This is a genomic window from uncultured Winogradskyella sp. (assembly GCF_947498345.1).
GTDB lineage: Bacteria > Bacteroidota > Bacteroidia > Flavobacteriales > Flavobacteriaceae > Winogradskyella.
In genome coordinates this window covers 147,814-173,643 of sequence record NZ_CANMJY010000003.1, presented here as the reverse complement: position 1 = coordinate 173,643, position 25,830 = coordinate 147,814, and the positions used below count along the sequence as shown (strand labels likewise).

The following is a 25,830-nucleotide window of genomic DNA, read 5'->3' as shown; positions in this document are numbered from 1 at the left end:
TTTTCAAAATAACTATTTGTTTCCATTGTCAATTTTTTAATGAGTCTTTTTTGCGAGTACTAGTAGTTACTTTTAACTTAGATTTTCCGAATCTTTTTCTCATTAACTTAACAATAGAGTCGAATTCTTTCATGTTTTTAACATGAAAAGCATTGTTAGGGTCTAAGGTGTCAGATAATCTGAAACTGCCGCCACTTTTCTTTACATATCTTTCCATTTGTATAGAAACTTTTAGCTTTTTTGCATTGTATTTTTTAGAATAAAAAGAATCTAAGTGCTGTTTTAAGTTGTTAACCTTCACCGAATCTTTTAGTGCTAGATACAATTCTGCTACAATGGTGTCCTTAGGTTTTAGCAGATTAATTTCTAATGGATTTAAATCTAAATTTCCTTTAATATTATCTAAGGCAACTGCTCTTTTAATGCTATGATTATTATAGTTAATCACTTTACAGCTCATACATACTATGCATAGTAGCGTAATAAAAATTAAGACCTTAAGTAGTTTCATAATTGTTTAATCTTCAATGATTCCACCTCCAGGAAGTGGTTGCCCGTTATTTATATTAGTTTGCATACCATAATGAAAGTTTTCTGTATAAAAATCTCCAATACCATTTATAAAAAGATGTAAAGTTACATGACCATAGACATCAAAGTCTGCCAAAGAGGGTAATATATTACTATCCCAAGAATCTTGTGTCCATGTCATCCCAAAAGTAAAACCAGAAGCATGAGAATTGACATCTAAAACTTCATAGGTGCTCAAGTCAGAATCTATTTTTTGATTTATATGTATGTTTACACTTGAGTATATATCAATATCAAATTTAAATTTTGCTGTAACTTTTCTAGGGTCAAAAATGTCAGTTTCAAAATCTATTTCAGGTTCAGAGCTTCTAATATTGTTTAAAAAGTCTTGGAAATCCTCAAAGGAATCAAAATGTAAAGCATTTTCTGAGTTAACAATAGTTGCGAAATCAAATTTTCCATTTGGATTATTCATTAAAAAAATCAACTTATTTTTAATGTGATTTTCAATCTCTTGGGTGTGCCCATGCTCATCAAAAAAATCCTGTATCGCAATCTTTAGAGGGATATTTACCGTAAGGTTTAAAAAGTCGAGCTGAGCAATACTAAGCGAGTTTAAAAAAGCCTGATATGGTGTAACGTTGGGAAGTGATGAACCACCAGCATTCCAACCAGAGCCGAATGAGCCACTACCTATACTAAAATCAAAGATGCGGTGTAACACCAAATCGTGTACTCTTGGTACAGGATTAGCTATAATCACCACTTCCCCTAAATCGTTATTACACATGGCACATCCTGCATCGGCATCCTCACATGCTCCATGTACACTACAGCTATTATCAGTGTTTCTGTTGGCGGTACCATTAAGATTTACAAGTTCAGAAACTACAATACCATTTTCTGCTCTGTAACCTTTTAAGAACTGCCCATGCAGATCGGTTATGATCATCTCACCAGAAAACAGATCTGTAGTAGTATCGGTATTAGAGAACATACTATATACTACACTTTGTATATGGCCTTCTACTTCTAGCAAAAGCACTCTGCTGTAATGACTGTTATAGATTGTAGTTACCGGAACAACCGTTATGAGTTCATCGCTATGGGTAATTTCCTCTTGTACCATATCTGTAGATATAGAGGTAAGGTAAGTGTCCTCATTAGGGTTTCTGCTGGCAGTATTAAGGTGGTTGTGATCCAAAAAGCGTATAGCATCATCAATGGATACGGTTTTAAAATGGTCTTGCTGATCAATAGTGGTGTCCTCTTTTTCGCAAGTAAAAAAAGTAATACATAATCCCAGATATAGGATTACGGACAATGTGTTAGTCTTCATATGTTTATAGTATTTAACAGGGTTTATTAAATCACTATAAATTAGTTTTTAGGAGGAAGTTAAAACTAGATAGGATAAAGCACTTATCTAAACACAAAGTAATAAGTGGGCGTATAAGCGTATAAGTGGGAAAATACGACAACCCTTAAAGCTTTTAATCGTTTTAAGTGTGTAAAAAAAAAGTGACTCTAATATGTAGGATCACTTTTTTTAGGTATAATAATTTTAAAAACTATAGTGTTTTTCTAACAATCGTTTGTTTACGATCTGGCCCAACGGACACAATGGTAATTGGGATATAGAGTTCTTTTTCTAAAAACGCGACATAATCGTTAAACTCCTTTGGTAATTCTGAAGCTTCGGTCATAGCGGTTAAATCTTCGGACCAACCTTTGACTTCGGTATATATCGGAGTGACATTTTCTGCTTCGATGTTGTATGGTAAATGCTGTATGGTTTCACCCTTATACTTGTATGCTGTACAGACGTTTAAGGTTTTAAAACCCGAAAGCACATCTCCTTTCATCATTATTAATTGTGTAACTCCATTAACCTGGCATGCATAACGCAAAGCAACCAGGTCTAACCAGCCACAACGTCTTGGGCGACCTGTGGTAGCTCCAAATTCGTGACCAACACGTGCCATGGTTTCACCAGCTTCATCAAATAGTTCTGTAGGGAATGGTCCAGAACCCACACGTGTGGTATAGGCTTTAAAAATCCCAAAGACATCACCAATTTGGTTGGGTGCTACACCTAAACCTGTACAGGCACCAGCCGCTGTTGTATTAGATGAGGTTACAAAAGGGTAGGTCCCAAAGTCGATATCTAAGAGCGAACCTTGAGCACCTTCTGCTAAAATAGATTTTCCAGAAGTTTGTGCCTGATGTATAAATTCTTCCGAATCTATAAATTTTAATGTTTTAAGGGTCTCTATAGCTGCAAAGAAATCGGTTTCGAGCTCATCTAAATCGTATTGAATATCAACATTGTAGAAATCGATCATTGCTTCGTGCTTGTTGGCTAAAGCTCTGTATTTGTCTTTCCAGTCGGCAAGCTCAATATCACCAACTCTTATACCGTTTCTACCAGTTTTGTCCATATATGTTGGTCCAATACCTTTTAGTGTAGAGCCTATTTTTGCTTTCCCTTTTGCAGTTTCGCTCGCAGCATCCAATAAGCGATGCGTAGGTAAAATGATATGTGCCTTACGCGAGATGCAGAGAGCCGTTTTATAATCCACATTTTGCTCATCGAGTTTTTCTAATTCTTTTTTAAAAATAACAGGATCGATGACTACACCATTGCCAACAAGGTTAACGGTATTGTCATGAAAAATCCCTGAAGGAATGGTATGTAATACATGCTTTCTGCCATTAAATACTAGTGTATGACCTGCGTTTGGTCCACCTTGAAAGCGTGCAATAATATCGTATTTTGAGGTAAATACATCGACAATTTTTCCTTTGCCTTCGTCTCCCCATTGTAATCCAAGTAGTAAATCTACTGCCATTTTAAAAAATTAGTTAGTCGTCTTTTTTACGGTTACCGTAAAAGTATAGTGAATGATTAGTTATCTCGATATCAAAAACCTCTTCTATGGTTTTTTTGATGGATTGAATGCGCGGATCACAGAACTCAATAACTTCTCCTGTATCGGTAAGGATAACATGGTCGTGTTGTTTGTCGAAGTATGATTTTTCGTAGTGTGCCTGATTTTGCCCAAACTGGTGCTTGCGAACCAAAGCACATTCTAATAGTAATTCTATAGTATTGTATAGCGTAGCTCTACTGACACGATAGTTTTTGTTTTTCATTTTAATGTATAGAGATTCTATATCAAAATGATCTTCACTATCATAGATTTCCTGAAGTATAGCATAACGCTCAGGCGTTTTTCTATGGCCTTTATCTTCAAGGAATTGCGTAAAAACACGCTTTACAATTTCCTGATTACTTTCTTCTGTAGTTGCATTCATAATTAAGGTGCAAATTTACGTAAATTTATAGGATATGAGTTATTTAATTCAGCATTAAAACCGAAAGAAATGAACAAGTTTTCAAGACTTTTAGTCTGAAAAAGATTATACTCTACTCACTTTATCGATCCCGTTAATTTTTTTGAGCTTTTCGATAAGGTTTTTTAACATGGTTTGGTTTTTTACTTCGACCGTTATGTCACCATTAAAAATACCATCATCACTCGAAAAACTTAGGCTTTTCATATTAACATGAAGGTTTTCGGAAATAAGACTGGTAATATCATTAACCAATCCCAAATTATCTATTCCCGAAAGTCTGATTTGGGATGTATAGGTACGTTGCGAAGAGTCGATCCATTTGGCCTGCATAATTCTGTAGGCATAGTTAGATTGTAAACTCACCGCATTAGGACAATTCTTTTTATGGATTTTAATGCCATCGTTAACCGTTACAAAACCAAAAACCTTATCGCCAGGAATAGGGTTACAACAGTTAGCATGTGTGTAATCCAGGCGTTCTTCCTCTTTGCCAAACACCAGCATATCGTACTTAGAAGTAATCTCTTCTTTGTTGATATCCTTAGGGGTTTCTGGCTTTCGGATTTTGTTTTTAATGTAACTCATAAACATATTGCTTCGAGATGAGGCAAAAGCTTTGAGTTTGGTATTGTCTATGGTACCTATACCGACACGATAAAATAAATCTAAAGACGTTTTTAGTTTAAAATAATTAACCAGTTCGTTTATAGACTTTTCGTTGAGGGTAATCTTTAGCTGTTTTAATTTTCGTCGTAAGATTTCCTTGCCTTCTTCAGCAATTTCTTTTGTATGCGCATTTAAGGCCGATTTAATCTTGCTGCGTGCTCTAGCTGTAGTGGCATAATCTAACCAGTTGGCATTGGGTTTAGAGTTTTCGGATGTTAAGATCTCTACACGATCACCACTTTGTAACTCGTGGCTTAGTGGTACTAATTTGCCATTGACCTTTGCACCACGGGTTTTCATACCTACTTCGGTATGGATACTAAACGCAAAGTCGAGTGGAGTCGCACCCTTTGGCAATGATTTTAAGTCTCCTTTTGGAGAGAATACAAAAATTTCTTTGGAGTAGAGGTTGAGCTTAAACTGCTCAACAAAATCCACAGCATCGGCTTCGTTATTCTCTAAGGCTTCTTGCAAGCGGTTAATCCAGATATCTAGATTATCTTCTTTATCATTGGCATTTTTGTATTTGTAATGCGCGGCATAGCCTTTTTCGGCAATCTCATTCATGCGCTCACTACGAATCTGAACTTCGACCCAACGGCTTTTAGGTCCAACAACCGTAATATGTAGGGCTTCGTAACCCGTAGATTTAGGCGAAGATATCCAATCTCTTAATCGAATAGGATTGGGAGTAAAGTGGTCTGTAACGACCGAATATATTTTCCAGGCGAGGAATTTTTCATTGTCTAAATCGGACTTAAAAATAATCCTAATCGCAAATTTGTCATAGACCTCTTCAAAAGAAACGCCTTGCTTTACCATTTTACGTCGGATACTAAAAATGGATTTTGGGCGTCCTTTAATCTCGTAATTAAGGCCTTCTTTGTTTAGTGATTTTTCTATGACTTTAGAGAATGATTTAATGTAAGCATCTTGTTCTTCCTTACTCTCCTGCATTTTCTCAGCAATGTCATTATAGACTTCGGGTTCGGTGTATTTGAGCCCTAAGTCTTCGAGCTCGGTTTTAATATTATACAACCCAATTCTATGTGCTAAAGGCGCATAAATGTAAAGCGTCTCTGAAGCAATCTTTACTTGCTTATCGGATCGCATAGAATCCATAGTCTGCATATTGTGCAAACGGTCGGCAATTTTAATAATGATCACCCGTACATCTTCATTGAGTGTTAACAGCATTTTACGGAAGTTCTCCGCCTGTAAGGAGACGTCCATATCTTTTTTAAGCGAAGAGATTTTGGTAAGACCATCTACAATTCTGGCAACCGTTTCGCCAAAAAGGCGTTCCATATCTGCAATGGTATAATCCGGGTTGTCCTCAACCACATCATGGAGCAGAGCTGCTGCAATGGATGTGGCATCTAAGCCAATCTCCTGAGCTACAATTTTAGCCACAGCAATAGGATGAAAAATATAAGCCTCACCAGACTTGCGTCGTTGGTCTTTGTGCGCATCAACAGCTACCTCAAAAGCATGACGAATCAATTTTTTATCGTCTGTGGTTAAGGTCTGGTAGCTTACTTTGAGTAATTCTTTGTAAGCTTTGGCAATGGCTTTATTTTCTAATTCTATCGCTTCCTCAGTCATAGAACTAAAGTAATGAAAGCTAATGTAATGGGCAATAGTTTTTGTTAAGGAATTTTTTGGAGGTTTCGTTAACGTGTTTGTGTATGGTTAGTTGCGGGAAAGGACGCGAGTCATTTTCCGCTGTAATCGAAAGATAATTAATAAGTTTGAATTTCCGAGAGGAAATTCAGCCGCAATTAATTATACACGTTGTTGGCAGTAGTTTATATAAACTTAAGCTCAAAAGGATTATTAATGGACTTTTCTCCGAAGATTTTCAATAAAGAGACTAAACTAGTTTTATCACCTTCTAGTTTTTCCAACTTCTTTTCATGATAGGGTTGATTCAAATTCGGAATTCGAGTAGCAAAAAATGGCATTAATTCCTCAAATTCATATTTTTTATCAATATCTGGAAAGTTAATTAATGGAAGAACAAACTGCTTTTCTTTGTATTCTTTAGAATACTCAAAAAACCACTTGTCCTCACTAAATTCAAGTATACCTACTAACTTGTCCTCAAACGATAACTCAAACTTTGCATTTTCATTCTTTGAGTTAAGTTTGGACAAGAATTCATCATCTCCAGACCATGGAGTTAATTTTTGCAGTATATTTTTTAATTTTTCTTTCATTAATAAGCTAAGTTACGATTTTTTTTAGTTCTTGAAATCTGTATCTTAATATATCAGTAACTATAGAACGTCTATTGTTACTTATTAGTGTCTTATATTTAATGTTAAAATTTTCAATTACTCTTTCTATTTTATTTTCTGAAAAAAGTTCTTTTATAAATTCAGTGTTTTTAAAATAAGTGTCATAAGATTTAATTAATTCAAAATGATTTACATTTTCTTCGTTTTCGATTCCAATTTTGGGTCTACTATTTTTACAATATTTCTTAATGAATTGTTCTTTACGATTCTTAGTGTTTAAAATTTCATTAATCTTATCTTCTGTTTCATTCCATAACAAACCTCGTGCCGAATCATAGATAGGAGAGAATTCGGCTAATTTTTCGCCATAAACGTCACGAATTATTCCCCAATTGTACATGTGTCTGTCATTGTTACCAATTAATGCATCAAAAAATAACATTAACATGAATGATTTAAAAATTTCATTAAATGAATCTTTGAAAAAGTGAGAGAGAACATCTCTCGTGAAACTGATGGTAAAAAATGCTTGTGTCATTCTTTGTAACTCTATATCATCTACAAATTGCTTATCATTTAAGTAACCAGCAACATATCTGCTCCATGATAGAGTTCATCCGTATGTTTCTTTAAAAAGTATCTAGAAAGAAATCTAATTTGCCCTCCAATGCTACAAATTTTTGAATCTGCGAGATTAAAACCATACCATTTACCTACATCCGAAATCAATTGTTCCGTTATTGATTCTAGAGGATAATATTTATGGCCAAGTTTGGCAATATAAATTGGCCATTTTTTTGTTTTAATCTTTAGAGAATGTCCGTATTCATAATATCGAATAATGTCTTTTGGAGCATCACCAGTTACTGCAACATCTTTAATCACACAATAATTGTGTTTTTTTGCAATTTCAATATCTCCAAATTTAGGACTAAATCCACTATACTTTAAAATTGGAAGCTTTGAAACATGTTTAAACTTGTGATTTGTTTTTCTACTCATTCTTTCTAATTACTGCCAACTTAGTGATATGAGTCTGTTTTAATGACTTATATCAGTCGTTAACGAAGTTCGGCTTTTTATTCTAAAATGCCAAGCTATCGTTTCCTCAAATTCCTAACGCGTTCTAAAAGTGTAGGATGCGAGTAATGCATAAACACATAGGCTTTGTGAGGCGTAAGGTTGCTTAAACTATTTTTGGAGAGCTTTTTTAAGGATGTAATTAGAGGTTCTGCCTTATAGGTGTTTTTGGCATAATCATCGGCTTGGTATTCAAATACTCGCGAGACGTAATTCATTATTAAACCCGTGAGTTCAGAAATAGGCGAGTAGAGCAATCCAAAGGCAATTAAGCCCACATGAAAACTTGGTATTGCCACACCAATAGCGTTAGATAATAAAGGATTAGAAATAAATATGGATAAAATATAGAGTGTTAATCCTGTGAGTAGAACAGAAGCCACCAAATTAAAAATGATGTGCTTACGTTTGTAATGCCCAACCTCGTGTGCTAAAACGGCAACGATTTCTTCATCGTCTAAATCATTAACTAAGGTGTCGTACAAGGTAACGCGTTTTTCGCTTCCAAAACCCGAGAAATATGCATTGGCTTTGGTACTGCGTTTTGAGCCATCAATGATGAAAATTTTATTTAAACTAAACCCAACAGACTTAGCGTAATCCGAAATTTTATGGCGCAATTCACCATCTTCTAATGGAGTTTGTTTATTAAATAGTGGTACAATTAGTTTAGAATAAAACATATTCATAAACACGGTAAAAACGGTTACAATGCCCCAGGCATAGAGCCAGAATTGTTGCTCTGTTAACTGATAAAACCACACAATTAAAGCAATAATGCCACCACCAATAATTACCATCATTAGCAAACCTTTTAATTTATCTAACACAAAAGTCTTCTTTGTGGTTTTATTAAAACCAAATTGTTCTTCGATGACAAAGGTTTTGTAATAGGCAAAAGGTGTGGTAATAATATCACTGGCAATCATAATAATTCCAAAGAAAATTAAAGCAATTACGATAGCGTTATCAGAATAGCTTCGGGCTATGTTATCGACATATTCCAAACCATCTAAGACTAAAAACGCTAAGGTCAATACTAATGAAAATAGAGACGACCATACACCAAACTTATAATTTGTTGCTTTGTAAGCTTGTGATTTTTTATACTCGTCTTCATCGTATACGTCGTTCAATTCCTCAGGAACCGGATCATTAAAATGTTTTGCATTTATAGTATCTAAGACTTTGTCTTTAATGAAATTGACGATAATGATTGCTATGATTATATAAAAAAGAGTTTCTGCTTCCATTAGATAGTTTTACGGGTTCTCGATACAATTCCGAAAAATTCGGAATCACTCGAATTGACATCCTTTAGTTAATTAAAATTCCGTTGTCTTTTCGCTTCAAAAATAAGAATTCCAGCAGCAACAGACACATTCATAGAATCGATAACCCCTTGCATAGGAATACTGATATTTTGAGTTGCGGCATCTCGCCACTCCTGAGTTAAGCCTGTAGCTTCAGTACCTACTACTATAGCCGTTGGTAAGGTGTAATCTTGAGTGTGATAAGGCTCTGACTCTTGCAAAATGGCAGAAAAAATAGTGAAACTGTATTTTTTTAAAAAGGCAATTGCTTCCTCAGAACTTGCTAAAGCAATTTCGGTAGTAAACACACCACCAACACTAGATCGAATAATATTGGGATTGTAAAGGTCTGATTTTGGATTGGCAATAATCACAGCGTCAACATTTGCGGCATCAGCGGTTCTTAAAAGCGCACCGATGTTTCCTGGTTTTTCTGGAGCTTCGGCTACTAAGATTAATGGGTTTTTGGATTCTAATTTTAAATCTTCAAGGCCATGTTGTTTTGCATTTACTAATGCAATAACACCTTCAGTCGTATCGCGATGTGCTAATTTTTGAAATACGTCTTTAGAGATTTCAATAATTTCTATACCATAGCTACTCATCGCTTTAGCTTCACTTTCAGAAAACAAATCGGCATAGAAAAGTAAGGTTGTAATTTTGTAACCGCCTTTTATGGCAAGAGATAATTCGCGTTTGCCTTCAATTAAGAAGGTGTTCGTTTTTTTTCGCTCTCGAGATTTTTCTTTTAACTGAGCAAGTTGCTTAATTAATGGGTTTTGTGGGCTACTAATTTTTTTGATCATGAAAAATATAATAGTTGACTAAATTACTGTAAATATTAATGTATTTTGCATAAGGCATAAAAAAGACCTAGGAGATTTAATGCTAAGTCTGTTTTATAGGTAAATAACTACAATATCAATCTAATTTATAGTTTATGAAACACCGATTACTCACTTTAATTCTTTGCCTCTTTTTCTTAAATACATTTTCTCAAATTGCTAATCCGCCTTCTCAAATCGAAATTTGCGATGATAATGAAGATGGTTTCGCAGTATTTGACTTAACAATTAACGATCAGGTTATTTTAGGAATTCTAGATCCTAGCACATTAACAATTACCTATCACGAAACTTTAGCAGATGCTGAAAGTGGTATGAATCCTATTGTTGGGCCTTATACAAATACCAGTAACCCACAAACTTTGTATGCCAGAGTTTTTGAGTTTAGTACTGGGAATTACGAAACCTATGCTTTTGATATAATTGTTAACCCATTACCATCTGTTACAATAGACGATGTTTCTATATGTCAGGGTAATTCAACGGTAATTGATACAGGTTTAGGTGGTAGTCAATTTTCATTTCTTTGGTCCTATGATGGTTTTGTCCTACAGTCTGAGACCAATCCTTTTCTCGAAGTTACACAAGAGGGGCCTTATTCCGTTCAGGTCTTTGATAACATAACTGGCTGTTCTGCTTTTGAATCTTTCAATGTATCGTTTGATGGTACACTTAATTATAATCAACCCAATACACTTTTTAGCTGTAATATTGGTAATGGATTTGGAGAATTTGATTTAGAAACTATGACATCCGAGATTACAAATGGTCTTACAGGTTTAACCGTAACTTACCATGAAACCCAGGCAGATGCAGACGCAGCTACAAATGCTATTAATACTGAGTTTTCTTATACTAATATTGTTCCATTTGTTCAGTTGCTTTATATTAGAATTGAAGATAATAATTCGTCTTGTTTTGCTCTGGCTGTTGTAGAACTTATAGTCACTGGTGCTGATCCGCTTATTGATATTACAGATTTTGTAGTCTGTGATACAGATATGGATGGTTTAACGGAATTTAATTTAAACGAAAAAGATCAAGAGGTCTTAACCAATCAAAGCTCGTGGGAGCTTATAGTAACATATCACTTAACAGAGTTAGATGCTTTAAATTTAACGAATCCTTTATCATCACCTTTTACAAACTTCAGTAACCCACAAACTATATATGTTGCTGTTACAGACTTTAATTTTTGTAGTGTACAGACCAGTAGTTTTAATCTGGTAGCAGATCAAACCTGTATGCCTTGCCAGGAAATTACGCCAACGGTAGATACTACAACACCAGAGGTTAACGATTCTGGAATTGTAGTTGTACAAGCAGGTGATACGGTAAGTTTTAATGGAAGTGCTACGTTTTCTAATGATGGTACCAACGCTACTTATAATTGGAATTTTGGAGATGGTAGTTCTGTATCAGGTGCTGCTGTAACTCACGATTATACTCAAGAAGGAAGTTATACTGTAACGTTTACCGTGACTGATGATAATCCTGAAGGTTGTACTGCATCAACAAATCTTGAAGTTTTAGTGGTCGGAGAGAATCTTATTGTAGACCAAAGCCAATTTACTGTTGAAGAATTAGTGCAAAATGTGCTTATAGGAAATGAATGTAGTCAAATATCTAATATTACCTATTCTACGGGTAGCATTGCTGGACAAGAGCCTAATGGTATAGGTTATTTTGTTTATGCAGGTAGCGACTTTCCGTTCTCAGAAGGTTTGCTTATCAGTACAGGAAGTGCGGCCGATGCCGAAGGTCCAAATGACGAATTGGCTAGCTCTGGTACCAATAATTGGCCTGGAGATAATGATTTAGATACAACGTTAGGCATCAATTCAAATAATGCAACCTCTATAGAGTTTGATTTTGTACCAGTAGTAAATCAAATTAATTTTGATTTCTTAATGGCTTCTGAAGAGTATAACGGAGGACAATTTGAATGTCAGTTTTCTGATGCTTTTGCTTTTTTACTCACGGACGCTATGGGTAATACAACAAATCTCGCTTTAATACCTGGAACAGATTTACCAATTACAGTTACAAATATTCACAATGCGAATGACAATTGCGATGCAGCCAATCCAGAATTTTTTGGTGGCTATACAGCTGCTAATGCGCCACCAACAAATTTTAATGGTAGAACGGTAAGCTTTACAGCACAAGCTAATGTTAATATAGGGGAAACGTATCATATAAAATTAGTTGTTGCAGATGACTCAGATGCACTTTACGATACTGCAGTATTCTTTAAAGCAGGTAGCTTTGATGTAGGATCAATTTGTGATGATGTAGGATTAATAAGTATGAATGCTTTTAATGATACTAATGCCAATGGTAGTTTTGATAATTCTGAAACGAATTTTACCAATGGTTCATTTACGTATGAGAAAAATAATGATGGCATTATTAATGTTGTAAATTCTTCAAACGGAAGTTTTACTATCCTTAGCGATAACGAATCTGATACTTATGATATAACCTATCAAATCAATGACGACTATACAAATTGCTATACGCTAACAACCACAGCATTTGATGATGTTAGTGTTTCCTTTGGAGAAGTTGCCCAAGTAAATTTCCCAGTAGTAGATAATTTAACATGTGAAGATTTAGGTGTGTATCTTGTTAATCCATTCGCATCTCCAAGACCAGGCTTTGAACATACTAATCTTTTGATTATACAAAATTTAAGTGGTCCAACTATTGCTTCTGGTTCAGTAGAATTTACAGTAGATGATGACCTGGTAATAAATGATACGGCTTTAAGTAATACAGACATGAGTATTACAAATACAGCAAATGGTTTTACTTTAAACTTCACAAATTTAGTAGCTGGTGAAAGTCGAGTGGTAGACATTACTTTGTTCTGTCCTGTGAGCGTACCTCTGGGTGAAATAGTTACAAATATTGCTGAATATACTACAGCTTCAAATGATCTGGTGTCAGAAAACAATATATCAACGCTTTCTGAAATTGTAATAGGTTCATACGACCCTAATGATAAAATGGAGTCTCATGGACCAGAAATAGTTTATGATGATTTTGTTACTACGGATGAATATTTATATTACACCATTCGTTTTCAGAATGTAGGCACAGCTGAAGCTATTTTTGTTAGAATTGAAGATGAATTAGATGTACAGTTAGATGAAACGACATTTCAGATGCTTCGTGCCAGCCATGATTATACAGTAACACGAACAGGTACAAGTTTAGAATGGTTTTTTGATGACATTAACTTACCAGCAGAGCAAGATGATGCGGACGGAAGTAATGGTTTTGTGTATTTTAAAATTAAGCCAAAAGCTGGTTATGCTGTAAATGATGTGATTCCAAACTCAGCTTCGATTTATTTTGATTTTAATGCGCCAATTATTACCAATACGTATAATACTACGTTTATAGAACCACTTTCGGTCAATGATTTTAATGGTGCAGATGTAAGTCTATATCCAAATCCGGCTAATACTAAAGTTACAATTGCGTTAAATGGTAAATCGGTTAATGATTTAGAAGTGTCACTGATAGATATTCAAGGTAAAATCATTAGTACTCCACAAGTAGTGCGTGATGATTTATTAGAACTTGATGTGTCATCGTTAAACTCTGGATTGTATTTTGTACAACTTAAAAATGATAGTCGTATTGTTATAGAAAAACTTATTATTGAGTAGGTTGTAAATATTCATAACATTAAAAAAGCTTCAGATTTTTTTCTGAAGCTTTTTTTGTAATGCCTTTTGTGTAATTTCGTCAAACACAAAAAATCAGAACATGAAACAACTAATATTTCTTTTAGTAATTGTACTTATCTCTTGTAAAAATGAGGCTAAAGTAGAGTCAACAGAAATTAAATCTGTAACTACCGAAGATATCACTACAAGTATTTATCCAGAGCCAATCACCAAAGTATTTGACGCCCATGGTGGAATTGACAATTGGAATAAAATGAAAACACTGTCTTTTACTATGGAAAAACCAAATGGAAAAGAAGTAACTACAACGAACTTAAAAACCCGTGCTGAACTGATAGATACACCAACCTATGCTATGGGTTATAATGGTGAAGACTTATGGGTCAGCGAAAAAGATGGAAATGAATATAAAGGCAATGCTAGATTTTATAAAGGCTTAATGATGTATTTCTATGCCATGCCTTTTATTGTAGGTGACGATGGTATAATTTATGAAAACGTTGCTCCATTGACTTTTGAAGGTAAAACCTATCCAGGTATTTTAATTTCTTATGAAGCAGGAGTAGGAGTGTCACCAGATGATCAATACGTAGTTTATTATAATTCTGATACAGGACAAATGCAATGGTTGAGCTATACCGTTACATTTGGGAAAGACGAAAAGAGTAAAGATTTTAGGTATATACGATACAATGACTGGCAAACGATTAATGGTTTGATATTACCAAAGAGTATAAGTTGGTATACATACGAAAATAATGTTCCGACTGAATTACGAAATACTGTTGAATTTACTGATGTTCTTCTTTCTGAAGAAGTGCCAGATAATTCAATGTTTGCAATACCTAAAGACGGAAAGGTTATTGAATAAATTTATGTTTTAAGAGTTGAAAAAAGCGAACCAATTGGCTCGCTTTTTTATTCTATCTACATTACTCTTTATACTTCTCAGAATAACGTTTCCATAATTCAGTTTGGTGTGTTTCTAAGTTTATATCTCTGCCATCAATAAATGCCTTAGATACAATATTTGTTCTCATGTCTAAAGCATCACCTTCACTAATAAATAAAGTAGCACTTTTACCAACCTCTAAAGTGCCATACTTATCATCAATACCCATGATTTTTGCTGCATTTAGAGTGATAAGTTGTAAAGCCTGTTCTTTGGTTAAGCCATATGCAACGGTTGTACCAGCATAGAAAGGAAGGTTACGCGAATTCATACGTTCCATTTGTCCACTAGGTTCTAAAGACACTAACACACCTGTATCTACAAGTCGTTTTGCTTGTTTAAAAGTATAGTCATAATCATGATCTTCTAGCTCTGGTCTCGTATGTATACGTTGTAACATCACTGAAATATTATGCTGCTTTAAAAAATCAGCAATATTACCAGCTTGGTAACCACCTACGATAGTAATTTTAGATACTCCATTTGATTTTGCAAAATTTACGGCATCTGTGATACTTTTTTCATCATCTGCATTAATATAAAGATGCTTAGATCCATCAAATAAACCAGACATAGCTTCAAAAGGTAAGTTTACGTTTTTCTTATCACCTTTATTATAGCTTTTAGCTTCATTAAAGTAGTCTTTTAACTCTTTAACTTGTTTTACATAATTCTTATTAGGTTTTAGACTTGGATCTTCACCTAACCACCAACGTCCTCTACTAAAACTATTTGGCCAGTTGATGTGTATACCATCATCTGTTTTAATAGCAGCATCTTCCCAGTTCCAAGCATCATACTGTACTATAGAAGACGTACCTGCAATACGACCACCTCTCGGTACAACTTGGCCTAATAATACGCCATTAGGTCTCATGGATTCTACAACTTTAGATTCTGCATTATATGCTATAATACTTCTAATATGTGGATTGTAAGTGCCCATTTCTGATAGGTCATTAGATGCTTTTACAGCATCAACTTCTACTAGACCCAATGTGCCATTAGAGACTATAAAACCAGGATAAACGTGTTTGCCTTTGGCATCGATAATATCCATGGCTTGTCGAGTGAGTGGAGTAGAGTCAGCTGGTCCAATTGTGGTAATTTTACCATTACTTACTACGATAATGCTATTTTCAATTATTGTTCCGTTTCCAAGGTGAGCCGTTGCACCAACAATGGCAAAATCTTTTACTTGTTTTGGTGCAGGTGTTTGCTGTGCGAAACTCAAAGTAATACACAACAAAAACAATACGATATTTATTTTCTTTAAGTTTTTCATTTTTAAATTGTTTATTGGTGTTGGTCCATTGAGTCGCAGTGCAACAATTCCTTTTCTTTCTTTTTAACAGGTTGCGTTTTTAAACCTTTATTCTTATCCTGAAGCATTAAGTTGATCAACTCGCTTTTTTCTTTTTTAATAGCTTCTCGCATTTGTTTATCACGTTCAATGTCAAAATAGGTGATACCTTCTATAATTGTTTTTTCGGCTTTAGCATACACAGATAAAGGATGGTCGGACCATAAGACAACATCGGCATCTTTTCCAACTTTAAGGCTACCAACGCGGTCATCTATGTGTAAGAGCTTTGCAGGATTTAGTGTTACAAACTTTAAGGCTTCTTCTTCGCTTACACCACCATACTTTACCGACTTTGCTGCTTCTTGATTAAGACGTCGTGCCATTTCTGCATCATCACTATTAATAGCAACCACAACTCCTGCATTATGCATTATGGCTGCATTATAGGGTATAGCATCATTAACCTCGTATTTATAAGCCCACCAATCACTAAAAGTAGAACCGCCTACACCGTGATTCTTCATCTTGTCTGCTACTTTATAACCTTCTAAAATGTGTGTGAATGTATTAATGTTAAAGTTAAATTTTTCAGCAACTTTCATCAGCATATTTATTTCACTCTGTACATATGAATGGCAAGAAATAAAGCGTTCTTTATTTAAAATCTCTGCAAGAACTTCCATTTCGGTATCTATACGGTAAGGTTTTCCGCTTTTTTTAATATCATCATAAGCTTTTGCTCTGGAGAAATAATCCATAAAGACTTGCTCAACTCCCATACGAGATTGAGGAAACCGTTCGTTTCTGCTAAAACGCGATTGCTTTACATTTTCACCTAAAGCAAATTTGATAAACTTTGGTGAGTTGTCATAAATCAAATCATCTGCAGATTCACCCCATTTTAATTTGATGATTGCTGAACGCCCACCTATAGGATTTGCTGAACCATGAAGAATCTGTATAGACGTTACTCCACCTGCTAGATTACGATAGATATCAATATCTTCGTCATTAAGTACATCTTCAATTGTAACTTCAGCTGAAGAATTCTGACCACCTTCATTAATTGATACTGCTGCGATATGCGAATGCTCATCAACAATACCAGCAGTAATATGCTTGCCCGTAGCATCAATTACTTTGGCATTTTTTGCAGAAAGGTTCTTTCCAATTTTTGAAATTTTACCATTTTTAATTAACAGGTCTGTGTTTTCTAAAATACCATCTTTTTCATTTGTCCAAACTGTTGCATTTTTAAATAATAGGGTTTCAGATTTTGGTTTTTCCTTAAAACCATAGGCTAAATTTGGGTAGGTAATAGGACTCATATACATATCCTCACTATTTATTTTCTTATCACTTTCAATTTTTTCTACGGTCTCTTTTTTTAGTTTACTTGCATAAAATGATAATTCATTTCCATTTGGAAGTATAGCTTTACCAATTAAGTTATTACCATTGGCAGTATTTGCCGTTACTCTAATGAATTCTTTTTTGATACTGTCAGCAGTTTTGAAGGTTAGATTTACCCAATCATTAGCATAACTTATTTTAGTGCCTAAACTTTTACCGTTACTTTCTAATTTAGCACCAGGTTTACTTGTACTTCCCGAAATTGAAAGTGTATAGTCATTACCTATTAATTTAAAGTTGTAATCACCATCTATATCTTTTGCATGCATATTAGCAATAACATGAGGTGTGCCTTGAACCCAATTCTCATATAGCTTAGTTTCTTTGTTAAAAATATCACCAGAGGCAATTAAAAAATTAGCATAACTCCCAGCTTTCAGCGTTCCTAGTAAATCGGACTTTCCCAATAGGTTTGCAGGAATCGTTGTTAAAGCTTCTAAGGCTTTTTGTTTAGAAAGCCCACTTTCTATGGCCTTCATAAGATTAGATTTAAAAGATTTTTTAGATTTTAAACCATGGGTTGTTAATGCAAATTGAATATTATTCTCTGCTAATAGCCTTGGGTTATGAGGTTCTTGATGCCATGCACGCATATCGCTTAATGATAAGGTAGAGGCTAAGAATGCATTTTCTACATCATAAGCTAACTGAAAATCTATTGGAAGAATGAGCGTAGCGTTTGTTCTTTTAATCTCATTAAGGCGTTCGTATTCGTCACCGCCACCAACTATAGTATATTGTACATTGTAAGTATCTCCAACTTTATCAGCTCGCATTACATTAGCCCTATTACCAGCTTCAAAGATTTGGAGTAAGTTTTTGTTGTCATTTAAAGCTTCGAGTGATAAATCTTTAGTCTTTACATTACCATCTAAATACCATTTGGCATCATTATACATTTGACGTAATAATGCCATACTTCCCATTATAGAAGATGGATAAGACTGGCGAGAGGTAACACTTTTGCGAAACGAAAAATGTTGTGTGGTTTCTCCATCAACAATACGCATAGCGTTGTCGGCATCATTATTAAGTGCTATAAGTGCTCCTGTACCTCTTACAATGCCATCTGGCATATGCGTGTTTACGACCCCAAAACCTAGTTTGTGAAGCTCAGAAGCTGACTTAGTATCGTACTTAAAACTTACCATAACGTCTTGTTCTGGCATAATATGATCATTCCAATAAAACCCACTTCTACTAGCAGCGTATCTTGGGCCGTTACCACCACGCTCGGGCTTTTTAACTCCAAATGTTGTATACATATCAATAAATGAGGGGTAAATAGTTTTACCAGTAAGATCAATACGTGTTGTATTTTTAGGAAGACTTATTGATGTACCTACACTAACTACTTTACCTTCTTTTATAAGAAGTGTAGCATTATTTATAATTTCGGTGGGTGATACATGTATCGTAGCATTAATAAATGCCGTGTAATTAGAATTGTTTGCTATAACTCCAGTGTTACTTGGAAAATAATCTTGTGCAAATAACGAAAAACTGCACATAAGTATGAGCAGCCGTAAATGTACTTTTATCATATAGTTGGTTGGTTAACAATTTGAATTCTAAAGATAGGAATAATAGATAAAATCTAACTTGAATAAGGTTATTTTAACTTTTATACATACCATTTGAAATGATACTTTTTACTTAGTGAACAGATTCTTTAGCTACTTTATGTACTTTCAGAATAACAAGACGTTATAAAGTCCGGTTTTCATAATAATTAACCAGAAGCGCAACAACGTAGCTGTAACTTTTCATTCCATCAGATTGGTTATTGGCTTTTAGAAAGCTATCAAATGTTTTTTCAAAGATGGGTTCTAAGGGATTCTCGTAAGACCTCCAAAATTCATCAACCTCTTGATAATTCTTAATGATACCTTTGTTAATTGTAGAAAGCATTTCATAGTATAAGTCTTTATCTCTTCTAAAAATTTCCAGAAGACAATAGCGTAATCCAAAAGTATAACCAGAGTATTTAAAATACATATCTTCATTATGAATAGCAGCTAAACTACCTATAAAATTTGCTTCATTTTCTGCAGCGTAACCTAACTGATGGGCTGCTTCATGACACGAGGTTGTTGGGAATTTATATGTGGAAATTAGACCATTGACTTGAGCTTCGTTAGTAAATGGATTTAGATAACCAGAAAAGCCCATATAAGTTAGAGCAGTACTGTAAATAGATTTCTTTATGCTTTTTGGTTGGTAATTAAATTGAGGATATATTTTAGAGAGTGATTCATAACCGTTTCTTACCATATTGAATGCTTCAGATTTTGTAAAAGGCATTTCAACTTTTGTCGAATCGTTAACAGTAAGCTGATTATGAACACTGTTCGATTTTTGAATTAAACGTTCTGTAAAATTGACTAACTCTTCCGTAGTATATTCAGCTTCAATATTTAAGGATTGGTATAGTGGTTCTCTATAATAGTTAAAAGCCCAAAGTGTATGAAAAGCAAAGTATGCAATAGAAATAGTTACTCCAATATCTAATAACCAATTGATAGTATCTTTTACAATGCGTTTACGATTAATGATTAGCCAACGAATGCCATAAACTCCAGTTAAAGTATAAAAGACGTCTCCTATTGAAAATGGTATCCAGCCAAAAATATGGCGCATTGATTTAGAAATGAAGATATAAAGCCCATTACTGTAAAATTGTTCGATAAATTGTGGATAGTTTTTCAGTATTGAAATCAGTAGTATCTGTATTCCAAGAAACAAGGTTATGATAAGTTTTTTGTTTTTCAACATGAATCAAAAATAGGGAAAAGTTATAATTAACAAAGCTTAATACTCCTTGGTTTTTAGAATTAAGAAACAAAGTATAGGAAGTGATTTTTTGTATTTTTGCAGTCTGATTTAGAATCTAGTATTAATTTAAAAAAGAGACCCACTTTGTTGGGCATGGATATGAACCAAGATATAAGACAATTAGAGCCTAAAGCCCTATGGAATAAATTTGCAGATTTAAATGCTGTACCACGACCTTCAAAAAAAGAAGAACGTGTGATACAATTTATGAAGGACTTCGGTGAAAATTTAGGTTTAGAAACTATAGAGGATGAAGTGGGTAATGTAATCATTAGGAAGCCAGCTACTCAAGGTATGGAAGATTGTAAGCCTATAGTTATGCAGTCGCATTTAGATATGGTGCATCAAAAAAATAATGATACCATATTTAATTTTGATACTCAGGGTATTGAAATGTTTATCGAAGGGGATTGGGTAAAAGCCAAAGGGACAACACTTGGCGCTGATAATGGGCTGGGAGTGGCTACAATTATGGCTATTTTAGAAAGTGATTCTATTGCACATCCAGATTTAGAAGCCTTATTCACTATTGATGAAGAAACTGGTATGACTGGTGCTATGGGTTTAAAAGGAGGCTTGTTGAAAGGCGATATACTTTTAAATTTAGACACAGAAGAAGACGATGAAATTGGAGTAGGTTGTGCTGGAGGAATTGATATCACAGCAACAGGCACTTATAATGAAGATAAGATTATTGCAGAAGGGAATAAAGCTTATAAAATTGAAGTCAAAGGACTTCAAGGTGGTCATTCTGGTATGCAAATTCATGAGGGTTTGGGTAATGCCAATAAAATTATGAACCGTTTGTTATATGCTGTTATTGAAGATATAAGCATTTCTGAGATTGATGGAGGGAGTTTGCGTAATGCCATACCAAGAGAAAGCATTGCAACTATAGTTTTTGAAGCTGATAAAGAAGCTATTCTTACAAGTCTGTTAAATGCATTGTATGAAACCATTAAGAAAGAGTTTAAAACGATGGAGCCAGATTTAGAAGTCGTACTTTCTGAAATTGATGTGCCAGAAAAAGTTATGCCACAAGGAGCACAAGAGCAACTTGTTAATGCAATTTATGCTGCACACAATGGTGTTTACACCATGAGTGCTGATATTGCTGACTTGGTAGAAACCTCTAATAATATTGCTCGAGTTATTGTTAAGGATGGAAATATTAAGGTAGGTTGCTTAACCCGTAGTTCTGTCGAATCTTCAAAAATGGATTTAGCAAATTCGTTACGCGCTACTTTTGAACTGGCAGGTTGTGATGTTGAGTTTTCTGGTGAGTATCCTGGCTGGCAACCTAATATGGATTCAGATATTTTAAAAGTTATGGTGCCGATATATGAGCGCTTAAATAATGGTGAAAAACCTCATGTTGCAGCTTGCCATGCAGGATTAGAATGCGGTATTTTGGGGCAGAATTACCCAGATATGGATATGATTAGTTTTGGGCCAAATATTAAAGGGGCACATTCACCAGATGAGCGCGCACAGATTTCTTCGGCTAAGAAGTATTGGGAATTTGTATTAGAAATTTTGAAGCATATTCCGAAACGATAATTTATAATAAATAAAGCGAAAAAAGCCTGATAGACTATACGCTAACAGGCTTTTTTATTGAGTACTCATTTGGGTTATAGTTTTATCTCCAAATACAATCTCCTTGCAGTACTCCTCGTTTGTATATTTTAATTGAGGATACAATATCATTAAAGCGAATTTTTTCTAAGTTGACAATACTACTGCTGGTTCTGTAAGAACGCCCCTCAAAATGACTGGCCTCAAAAATTTCAACAACCCATCCTTGACCACTTGGTATATAAATGGATGAAATGGTGTCATTCCAGCCGACGTTGTCAAAGTTAAATTCCGTACACGCTATACTTACTTGAGCACCACCAGGGTCATTGCGGTTAAAAGCTGCATGTTGATAAATAACAGGACTATTATATAGACTCATATCTATATCTATTGCTTCTGAGTCATTAGCAGGAGCAAATGCCAATGTGCCGAGTAGAGCTAAAGCTAAAACTACATTTTTCATAATATTAGATTTATGGATTAATATTAAAGGCAATTTAGTTGAGATCCACACATAAAAAAATCCCCAATATTGGGGATTTATATAGATTATATAAGTTTTAGTTATTCAGCAATACCAGCTATTTCAATATCAAAAACAAGATTGGTTTTACCAGGAATTAATGGTGCTCTTCCTGCATCGCCATAACCTAAATAATATGGTATAAAGACTCTGGCTTTGTCTCCAACTTTCATGTTTAACATAGCTTCTCTAAAACCAGATACTAAACTGGCAGTTTTGTTATAAGGCATAGGGAAGGGAGCATAACGACCAGCCTTATCTTGACGTTCGTCATATTTACCATTCTTCTCAGCAACTTCTTTCCAGGTTGTCCAAAACAAAGTGCCATCTTCAAAATAACCAGCACAATCAATATTTACACGCTGCGCAGAGGTTGGTTTTGCACCATTACCTTCGTGTGTGAAAATCATGGCCATTCCTGTCGGGGAATCGATACGTCTGCCATCTAAGGCTTCATTTTTCTTTAACCAATCGGCTTTCGCTTTTTTAGCTAATTCCTCACCTTTCTTTTTGGCTTCTTCTTTAATCTCTCTAAACTCAGCTTCAACTTTAGGCATCTTTTCCTCAAATACCTTTGGAGCATCAAAGAATTTAGCATCTTTCCCTTTTCTTATAATGTTTACTTTAGTAATAAAGACATCTTCAACAGGTCTGTGGTTTCTTGCTCTAGGATCAATAACCTCTACATTAGAAATAGAGTCCTGTACTTCTAATCCTTTAACAAGTTCGCCAAAAACAGAATGACAACTTACACCTCTTTGATCGCAAGGCTTTAAATTTCCATTAGCGTCATAAAAATTTCCTCTTGGGTATGGTGCTTCAGTAATAAAAAACTGACTGCCATTGGTGTTAATACCACCAGCATTAGCCATGGATAAAATCCCTGGTTTGTCATGTTTTAATTCAGGACTAAAATCTGCAGCAAATCTATATCCAGGTGTACCAGCTCCTGTGCCTAACGGGTCACCTCCCTGAATCATAAATTTATTCATAACACGATGAAAAATAAGGCTATCGTAGAAAGGTTTTCCTTTATATTTTTCTTCAACCATTGGATGGTTGCCTTCGGCTAGAGCCACAAAATTGGCTACGGTTACGGGTACTTTATCATAATGTAATTTTGCTACCATAGTGCCTTTAGTGGTTATTATCTCGGCATAAAGACCATCTTCTAATTCTGGATAACGTTCTTGGCATGATATATTTACCAATACCAGTAATACAACGATTGCTGTAAGTGTCTGTTTAATCATTTTCTTGTGTAATTGTATTTAGTGTTACTTCGCAAATTAAAGGAATATTTGTTCCTATTTTATTATCATCACCATAATAGCCATATGCCTTTTGCGATGGAAAAATAAAGGTGATACTTTCTTCGGGTTTCATAAGCTTTAACCCTTCACGCAGACCTGTAAATAACTCTTGTTTATCCATAACGTAGGTCTTGTTAGCATTGGCGTAAATTTCTTTACCGCTTAAATCAGAAACATTGAAGTTAAAATCAATAATATCTCCAAACTTGGGTTGAATGGTGTCATTTTCAACTTTAGTGTTGTAATAATACCAAAATCCACTTTCTGAGGCGATATAGTTTTTGTCTGGGTTACTTTTTATAATGTTTTCAATAAGCTGTTTTTCTTCCTCATTGAGTTTTTTGTTGCGTTCGGCAGATTCTTTTAAGAAAGAACCAGACTGTACAGACTCAGGCATTCTGGCTTCAGGCGATTTACAGCTGAAGCAAACTAACGTTAAAGTAAGTAGTATGAGTAGGTTCTTCATCTTGAATACATTAATGTCCATTACGATTGGGACAATTCATTTTTATACTGTGGTAATATACTAATAAATTTGACAATGGTAGACTGCATATCTGTTTCACTACGTCCTCCAGCTGCATTAGTATGGCCGCCTCCATTAAAATGTGCTCTTGAAAATTCGTTCACTGAAAAATTGCCTTTGCTTCGAAAAGAGATCTTAATGATGTCTTCCTGCTTGCTTTCAATAAAGATTGCAGCAAAAATGATACCTTCTAAAGACAGACCATAATTAACAAAACCTTCGGTGTCTCCTTTTTTAAAGTTGAATTCATCCAATTCTGCTTGCGAGAGTGTAGTATAAGCGGTTTGTAATTCTGGAATCACTTTAAGGTTCTGCATCGCTCTACCTAATAATTGCAAGCGACTGTAACTGTTTGAGTCAAATACATTATTGTGAATTTGCGAATTATCTGCTCCTTTATCGATTAAATGTCCAATGACTTGATGCGTTTTACTTGTTGTTGAAGGAAAACGAAAAGAGCCCGTATCTGTCATAATACCTACATAGAGACAAGTGGCAATTGTGGCATCAATTTTATCCGTATCGCCTAGCATTTCAATAAAATTATACACCATTTCGCAAGTCGAAGACATACTCACATCAGAGTAGGTATATGTGGCATAATCATCGGGTTGCTGATGGTGGTCTATCATAATCTTAGTGGCTTTAGAAGCTTCAAGAGCATCAGCCATATCTCCAGCACGATGATAGGCATTAAAATCTAAAGTAAATAGTAAATCCGCTGTTTCAATAAGCGCTTTACTTTCTTCAGATTGTGTTTCAAATTTTAGAACCGTATCGTCTCCGGGTAACCATTTTAAAAAACTGGGGTAATCATTAGGAGCAATTACCGTTGCTTTGTGATTATAGGTTTTTAAATAATGGTATAAACCCAAAGTAGAACCCATTGCATCACCATCTGGATTTTTGTGTGGCACAATAACAATGTGCTTAGGAGTATTTAATAGTTTTTTAAGTTCTAAAATCTGCGCTTTAATCATAAGGAGCGAATTTACAATTTTTAGAGGTTTGGTAAAACGTTTTAATATGAAATTAAGAGAATGTTTTGTATTGCGATTGTTATTCTGTACTTGCTGTTGATCCACTTTCAAAATAAAATTAGAGAAAAAGCATTTTCACTCTAACTGACGATAATATCCTAACATTAATTTAATAAAAGCTAAGCTTGATAAATTAAAGAAATAGCTTACTTTTGCACCACATTTTAAAAAACTATACATGGCAACTAACAGAACATTTACAATGTTAAAGCCAGATGCTGTTGAAAAAGGACACATTGGCGCAATATTAGAAAAAATTACAGCTTCAGGGTTTAGAATCGTAGCAATGAAGTTAACGCAAATGACTACTGCTGATGCTCAGGAGTTTTACGCCATCCATAAAGAGCGTCCATTCTTCCCGGAATTAGTAGAATATATGACACGCGGACCAATTGTTGCAGCGATTTTAGAGAAAGATAATGCTGTTGAAGATTTTAGAACTTTGATAGGTGCAACTAATCCTGCAGATGCTGCTGAAGGAACAATCCGTAAATTATATGCAGCTTCTATTGGTGAAAATGCAGTACACGGTAGTGATAGTGATGATAATGCTGCTATTGAAGGCGCGTTTCACTTCTCTGGAAGAGAGATGTTTTAAAGAAAAG

At 34.7% G+C, this 25,830-nt stretch carries 21 protein-coding genes; 4 read left to right on the top strand and 17 right to left on the bottom strand.

Going from position 1 to position 25,830, the window contains the following annotated elements:
- Positions 1-28: 28 nt before the first annotated feature.
- From Q0912_RS05680 to Q0912_RS05635, 10 genes are all read right to left on the bottom strand, one after another.
- Positions 29-460, bottom strand: coding sequence for a hypothetical protein (locus tag Q0912_RS05680; RefSeq protein ID WP_299112901.1), 432 nt, complete (start codon positions 458-460; stop codon positions 29-31).
- A 57-nt stretch (positions 461-517) separates the two neighbouring features.
- Positions 518-1,870: a hypothetical protein gene (locus Q0912_RS05675; protein WP_299112899.1), complete on the bottom strand. Its 1,353-nt coding sequence runs from the start codon at positions 1,868-1,870 to the stop codon at positions 518-520.
- 232 nt (positions 1,871-2,102) lie between these two features.
- Complete coding sequence (locus Q0912_RS05670) at positions 2,103-3,383, bottom strand: adenylosuccinate synthase (protein ID WP_299112897.1); 1,281 nt, start codon at positions 3,381-3,383, stop codon at positions 2,103-2,105.
- 13 nt (positions 3,384-3,396) lie between these two features.
- Positions 3,397-3,849, bottom strand: coding sequence for a transcriptional repressor (locus Q0912_RS05665; RefSeq protein WP_299112895.1), 453 nt, complete (start codon positions 3,847-3,849; stop codon positions 3,397-3,399).
- A gap of 105 nt (positions 3,850-3,954) precedes the next feature.
- Positions 3,955-6,162, bottom strand: a complete 2,208-nt coding sequence (locus tag Q0912_RS05660) for a RelA/SpoT family protein (protein ID WP_299112893.1) — start codon at positions 6,160-6,162, stop codon at positions 3,955-3,957.
- A gap of 203 nt (positions 6,163-6,365) precedes the next feature.
- A complete protein-coding gene (locus Q0912_RS05655) occupies positions 6,366-6,776 on the bottom strand; it encodes a HipA N-terminal domain-containing protein (protein WP_299112891.1) in 411 nt (136 codons plus the stop codon).
- A gap of 7 nt (positions 6,777-6,783) precedes the next feature.
- Entirely contained in the window at positions 6,784-7,245 is a 462-nt protein-coding gene (locus tag Q0912_RS05650) for a hypothetical protein (protein WP_366125122.1), read from the bottom strand.
- A 128-nt stretch (positions 7,246-7,373) separates the two neighbouring features.
- Complete coding sequence (locus tag Q0912_RS05645) at positions 7,374-7,799, bottom strand: hypothetical protein (protein WP_299112887.1); 426 nt, start codon at positions 7,797-7,799, stop codon at positions 7,374-7,376.
- Between the two features lie 95 nt (positions 7,800-7,894).
- A complete protein-coding gene (locus Q0912_RS05640) occupies positions 7,895-9,130 on the bottom strand; it encodes a M48 family metallopeptidase (protein WP_299112884.1) in 1,236 nt (411 codons plus the stop codon).
- Positions 9,131-9,198: 68 nt separating this feature from the next.
- Positions 9,199-9,996 (bottom strand): RNA methyltransferase, encoded by a 798-nt coding sequence (locus Q0912_RS05635; protein WP_299112882.1) that lies wholly within the window; start codon positions 9,994-9,996, stop codon positions 9,199-9,201.
- Positions 9,997-10,130: 134 nt separating this feature from the next.
- On the opposite strand from Q0912_RS05635, the gene Q0912_RS05630 reads away from it, so the two are divergent.
- Together Q0912_RS05630 and Q0912_RS05625 are read left to right on the top strand one after the other, a co-directional pair.
- Complete coding sequence (locus Q0912_RS05630) at positions 10,131-13,715, top strand: choice-of-anchor L domain-containing protein (RefSeq protein ID WP_299112880.1); 3,585 nt, start codon at positions 10,131-10,133, stop codon at positions 13,713-13,715.
- A 100-nt stretch (positions 13,716-13,815) separates the two neighbouring features.
- A complete protein-coding gene (locus Q0912_RS05625) occupies positions 13,816-14,607 on the top strand; it encodes a DUF6503 family protein (protein WP_299112878.1) in 792 nt (263 codons plus the stop codon).
- A gap of 61 nt (positions 14,608-14,668) precedes the next feature.
- Here the strand turns inward: Q0912_RS05625 and Q0912_RS05620 are convergent, their stop codons facing one another.
- The 3 genes from Q0912_RS05620 to Q0912_RS05610 form a co-directional block, all read right to left on the bottom strand.
- Positions 14,669-15,973 (bottom strand): amidohydrolase family protein, encoded by a 1,305-nt coding sequence (locus Q0912_RS05620; protein WP_299112876.1) that lies wholly within the window; start codon positions 15,971-15,973, stop codon positions 14,669-14,671.
- A gap of 11 nt (positions 15,974-15,984) precedes the next feature.
- On the bottom strand, positions 15,985-18,951 hold the full coding sequence (locus tag Q0912_RS05615) for an amidohydrolase family protein (RefSeq protein WP_299112874.1): 2,967 nt from the start codon (positions 18,949-18,951) through the stop codon (positions 15,985-15,987).
- Between the two features lie 163 nt (positions 18,952-19,114).
- Positions 19,115-20,182 carry a DUF3810 domain-containing protein gene (locus Q0912_RS05610; protein WP_299112872.1) on the bottom strand — a complete coding sequence of 356 codons (1,068 nt, stop codon included), beginning with the start codon at positions 20,180-20,182 and terminating at the stop codon, positions 19,115-19,117.
- A 159-nt stretch (positions 20,183-20,341) separates the two neighbouring features.
- Between Q0912_RS05610 and Q0912_RS05605 the strand changes: the two genes are divergently transcribed.
- Positions 20,342-21,802: an aminoacyl-histidine dipeptidase gene (locus tag Q0912_RS05605; RefSeq protein ID WP_299113179.1), complete on the top strand. Its 1,461-nt coding sequence runs from the start codon at positions 20,342-20,344 to the stop codon at positions 21,800-21,802.
- A gap of 82 nt (positions 21,803-21,884) precedes the next feature.
- Here the strand turns inward: Q0912_RS05605 and Q0912_RS05600 are convergent, their stop codons facing one another.
- The 4 genes from Q0912_RS05600 to Q0912_RS05585 form a co-directional block, all read right to left on the bottom strand.
- Positions 21,885-22,286 carry a beta/gamma crystallin-related protein gene (locus Q0912_RS05600; RefSeq protein ID WP_299112870.1) on the bottom strand — a complete coding sequence of 134 codons (402 nt, stop codon included), beginning with the start codon at positions 22,284-22,286 and terminating at the stop codon, positions 21,885-21,887.
- 101 nt (positions 22,287-22,387) lie between these two features.
- Positions 22,388-23,599, bottom strand: coding sequence for a peptidylprolyl isomerase (locus tag Q0912_RS05595; RefSeq protein WP_299112868.1), 1,212 nt, complete (start codon positions 23,597-23,599; stop codon positions 22,388-22,390).
- Complete coding sequence (gene gldI, locus Q0912_RS05590) at positions 23,592-24,125, bottom strand: gliding motility-associated peptidyl-prolyl isomerase GldI (protein WP_299112866.1); 534 nt, start codon at positions 24,123-24,125, stop codon at positions 23,592-23,594. Before gldI ends, Q0912_RS05595 begins: the two co-directional genes overlap by 8 nt.
- 20 nt (positions 24,126-24,145) lie before the next feature.
- Positions 24,146-25,165, bottom strand: coding sequence for a bifunctional oligoribonuclease/PAP phosphatase NrnA (locus Q0912_RS05585; protein WP_299112864.1), 1,020 nt, complete (start codon positions 25,163-25,165; stop codon positions 24,146-24,148).
- 238 nt (positions 25,166-25,403) lie between these two features.
- Between Q0912_RS05585 and Q0912_RS05580 the strand changes: the two genes are divergently transcribed.
- Positions 25,404-25,823 (top strand): nucleoside-diphosphate kinase, encoded by a 420-nt coding sequence (locus tag Q0912_RS05580; RefSeq protein ID WP_299112862.1) that lies wholly within the window; start codon positions 25,404-25,406, stop codon positions 25,821-25,823.
- Positions 25,824-25,830 lie beyond the last annotated feature (7 nt).

What these genes read in the sequence shown, in the direction of transcription:
- Q0912_RS05680 (WP_299112901.1), bottom strand. Translation starts at nt 460, where the DNA reads ATGAGCTGTAAAGTGATTAACTATAATAATCATAGCATTAAAAGAGCA.
- Q0912_RS05675 (WP_299112899.1), bottom strand. Translation starts at nt 1,870, where the DNA reads ATGAAGACTAACACATTGTCCGTAATCCTATATCTGGGATTATGTATT.
- Q0912_RS05670 (WP_299112897.1), bottom strand. Translation starts at nt 3,383, where the DNA reads ATGGCAGTAGATTTACTACTTGGATTACAATGGGGAGACGAAGGCAAA.
- Q0912_RS05665 (WP_299112895.1), bottom strand. Translation starts at nt 3,849, where the DNA reads ATGAATGCAACTACAGAAGAAAGTAATCAGGAAATTGTAAAGCGTGTT.
- Q0912_RS05660 (WP_299112893.1), bottom strand. Translation starts at nt 6,162, where the DNA reads ATGACTGAGGAAGCGATAGAATTAGAAAATAAAGCCATTGCCAAAGCT.
- Q0912_RS05655 (WP_299112891.1), bottom strand. Translation starts at nt 6,776, where the DNA reads ATGAAAGAAAAATTAAAAAATATACTGCAAAAATTAACTCCATGGTCT.
- Q0912_RS05650 (WP_366125122.1), bottom strand. Translation starts at nt 7,245, where the DNA reads ATGTTAATGTTATTTTTTGATGCATTAATTGGTAACAATGACAGACAC.
- Q0912_RS05645 (WP_299112887.1), bottom strand. Translation starts at nt 7,799, where the DNA reads ATGAGTAGAAAAACAAATCACAAGTTTAAACATGTTTCAAAGCTTCCA.
- Q0912_RS05640 (WP_299112884.1), bottom strand. Translation starts at nt 9,130, where the DNA reads ATGGAAGCAGAAACTCTTTTTTATATAATCATAGCAATCATTATCGTC.
- Q0912_RS05635 (WP_299112882.1), bottom strand. Translation starts at nt 9,996, where the DNA reads ATGATCAAAAAAATTAGTAGCCCACAAAACCCATTAATTAAGCAACTT.
- Q0912_RS05630 (WP_299112880.1), top strand. Translation starts at nt 10,131, where the DNA reads ATGAAACACCGATTACTCACTTTAATTCTTTGCCTCTTTTTCTTAAAT.
- Q0912_RS05625 (WP_299112878.1), top strand. Translation starts at nt 13,816, where the DNA reads ATGAAACAACTAATATTTCTTTTAGTAATTGTACTTATCTCTTGTAAA.
- Q0912_RS05620 (WP_299112876.1), bottom strand. Translation starts at nt 15,973, where the DNA reads ATGAAAAACTTAAAGAAAATAAATATCGTATTGTTTTTGTTGTGTATT.
- Q0912_RS05615 (WP_299112874.1), bottom strand. Translation starts at nt 18,951, where the DNA reads ATGATAAAAGTACATTTACGGCTGCTCATACTTATGTGCAGTTTTTCG.
- Q0912_RS05610 (WP_299112872.1), bottom strand. Translation starts at nt 20,182, where the DNA reads ATGTTGAAAAACAAAAAACTTATCATAACCTTGTTTCTTGGAATACAG.
- Q0912_RS05605 (WP_299113179.1), top strand. Translation starts at nt 20,342, where the DNA reads ATGAACCAAGATATAAGACAATTAGAGCCTAAAGCCCTATGGAATAAA.
- Q0912_RS05600 (WP_299112870.1), bottom strand. Translation starts at nt 22,286, where the DNA reads ATGAAAAATGTAGTTTTAGCTTTAGCTCTACTCGGCACATTGGCATTT.
- Q0912_RS05595 (WP_299112868.1), bottom strand. Translation starts at nt 23,599, where the DNA reads ATGATTAAACAGACACTTACAGCAATCGTTGTATTACTGGTATTGGTA.
- gldI (WP_299112866.1), bottom strand. Translation starts at nt 24,125, where the DNA reads ATGAAGAACCTACTCATACTACTTACTTTAACGTTAGTTTGCTTCAGC.
- Q0912_RS05585 (WP_299112864.1), bottom strand. Translation starts at nt 25,165, where the DNA reads ATGATTAAAGCGCAGATTTTAGAACTTAAAAAACTATTAAATACTCCT.
- Q0912_RS05580 (WP_299112862.1), top strand. Translation starts at nt 25,404, where the DNA reads ATGGCAACTAACAGAACATTTACAATGTTAAAGCCAGATGCTGTTGAA.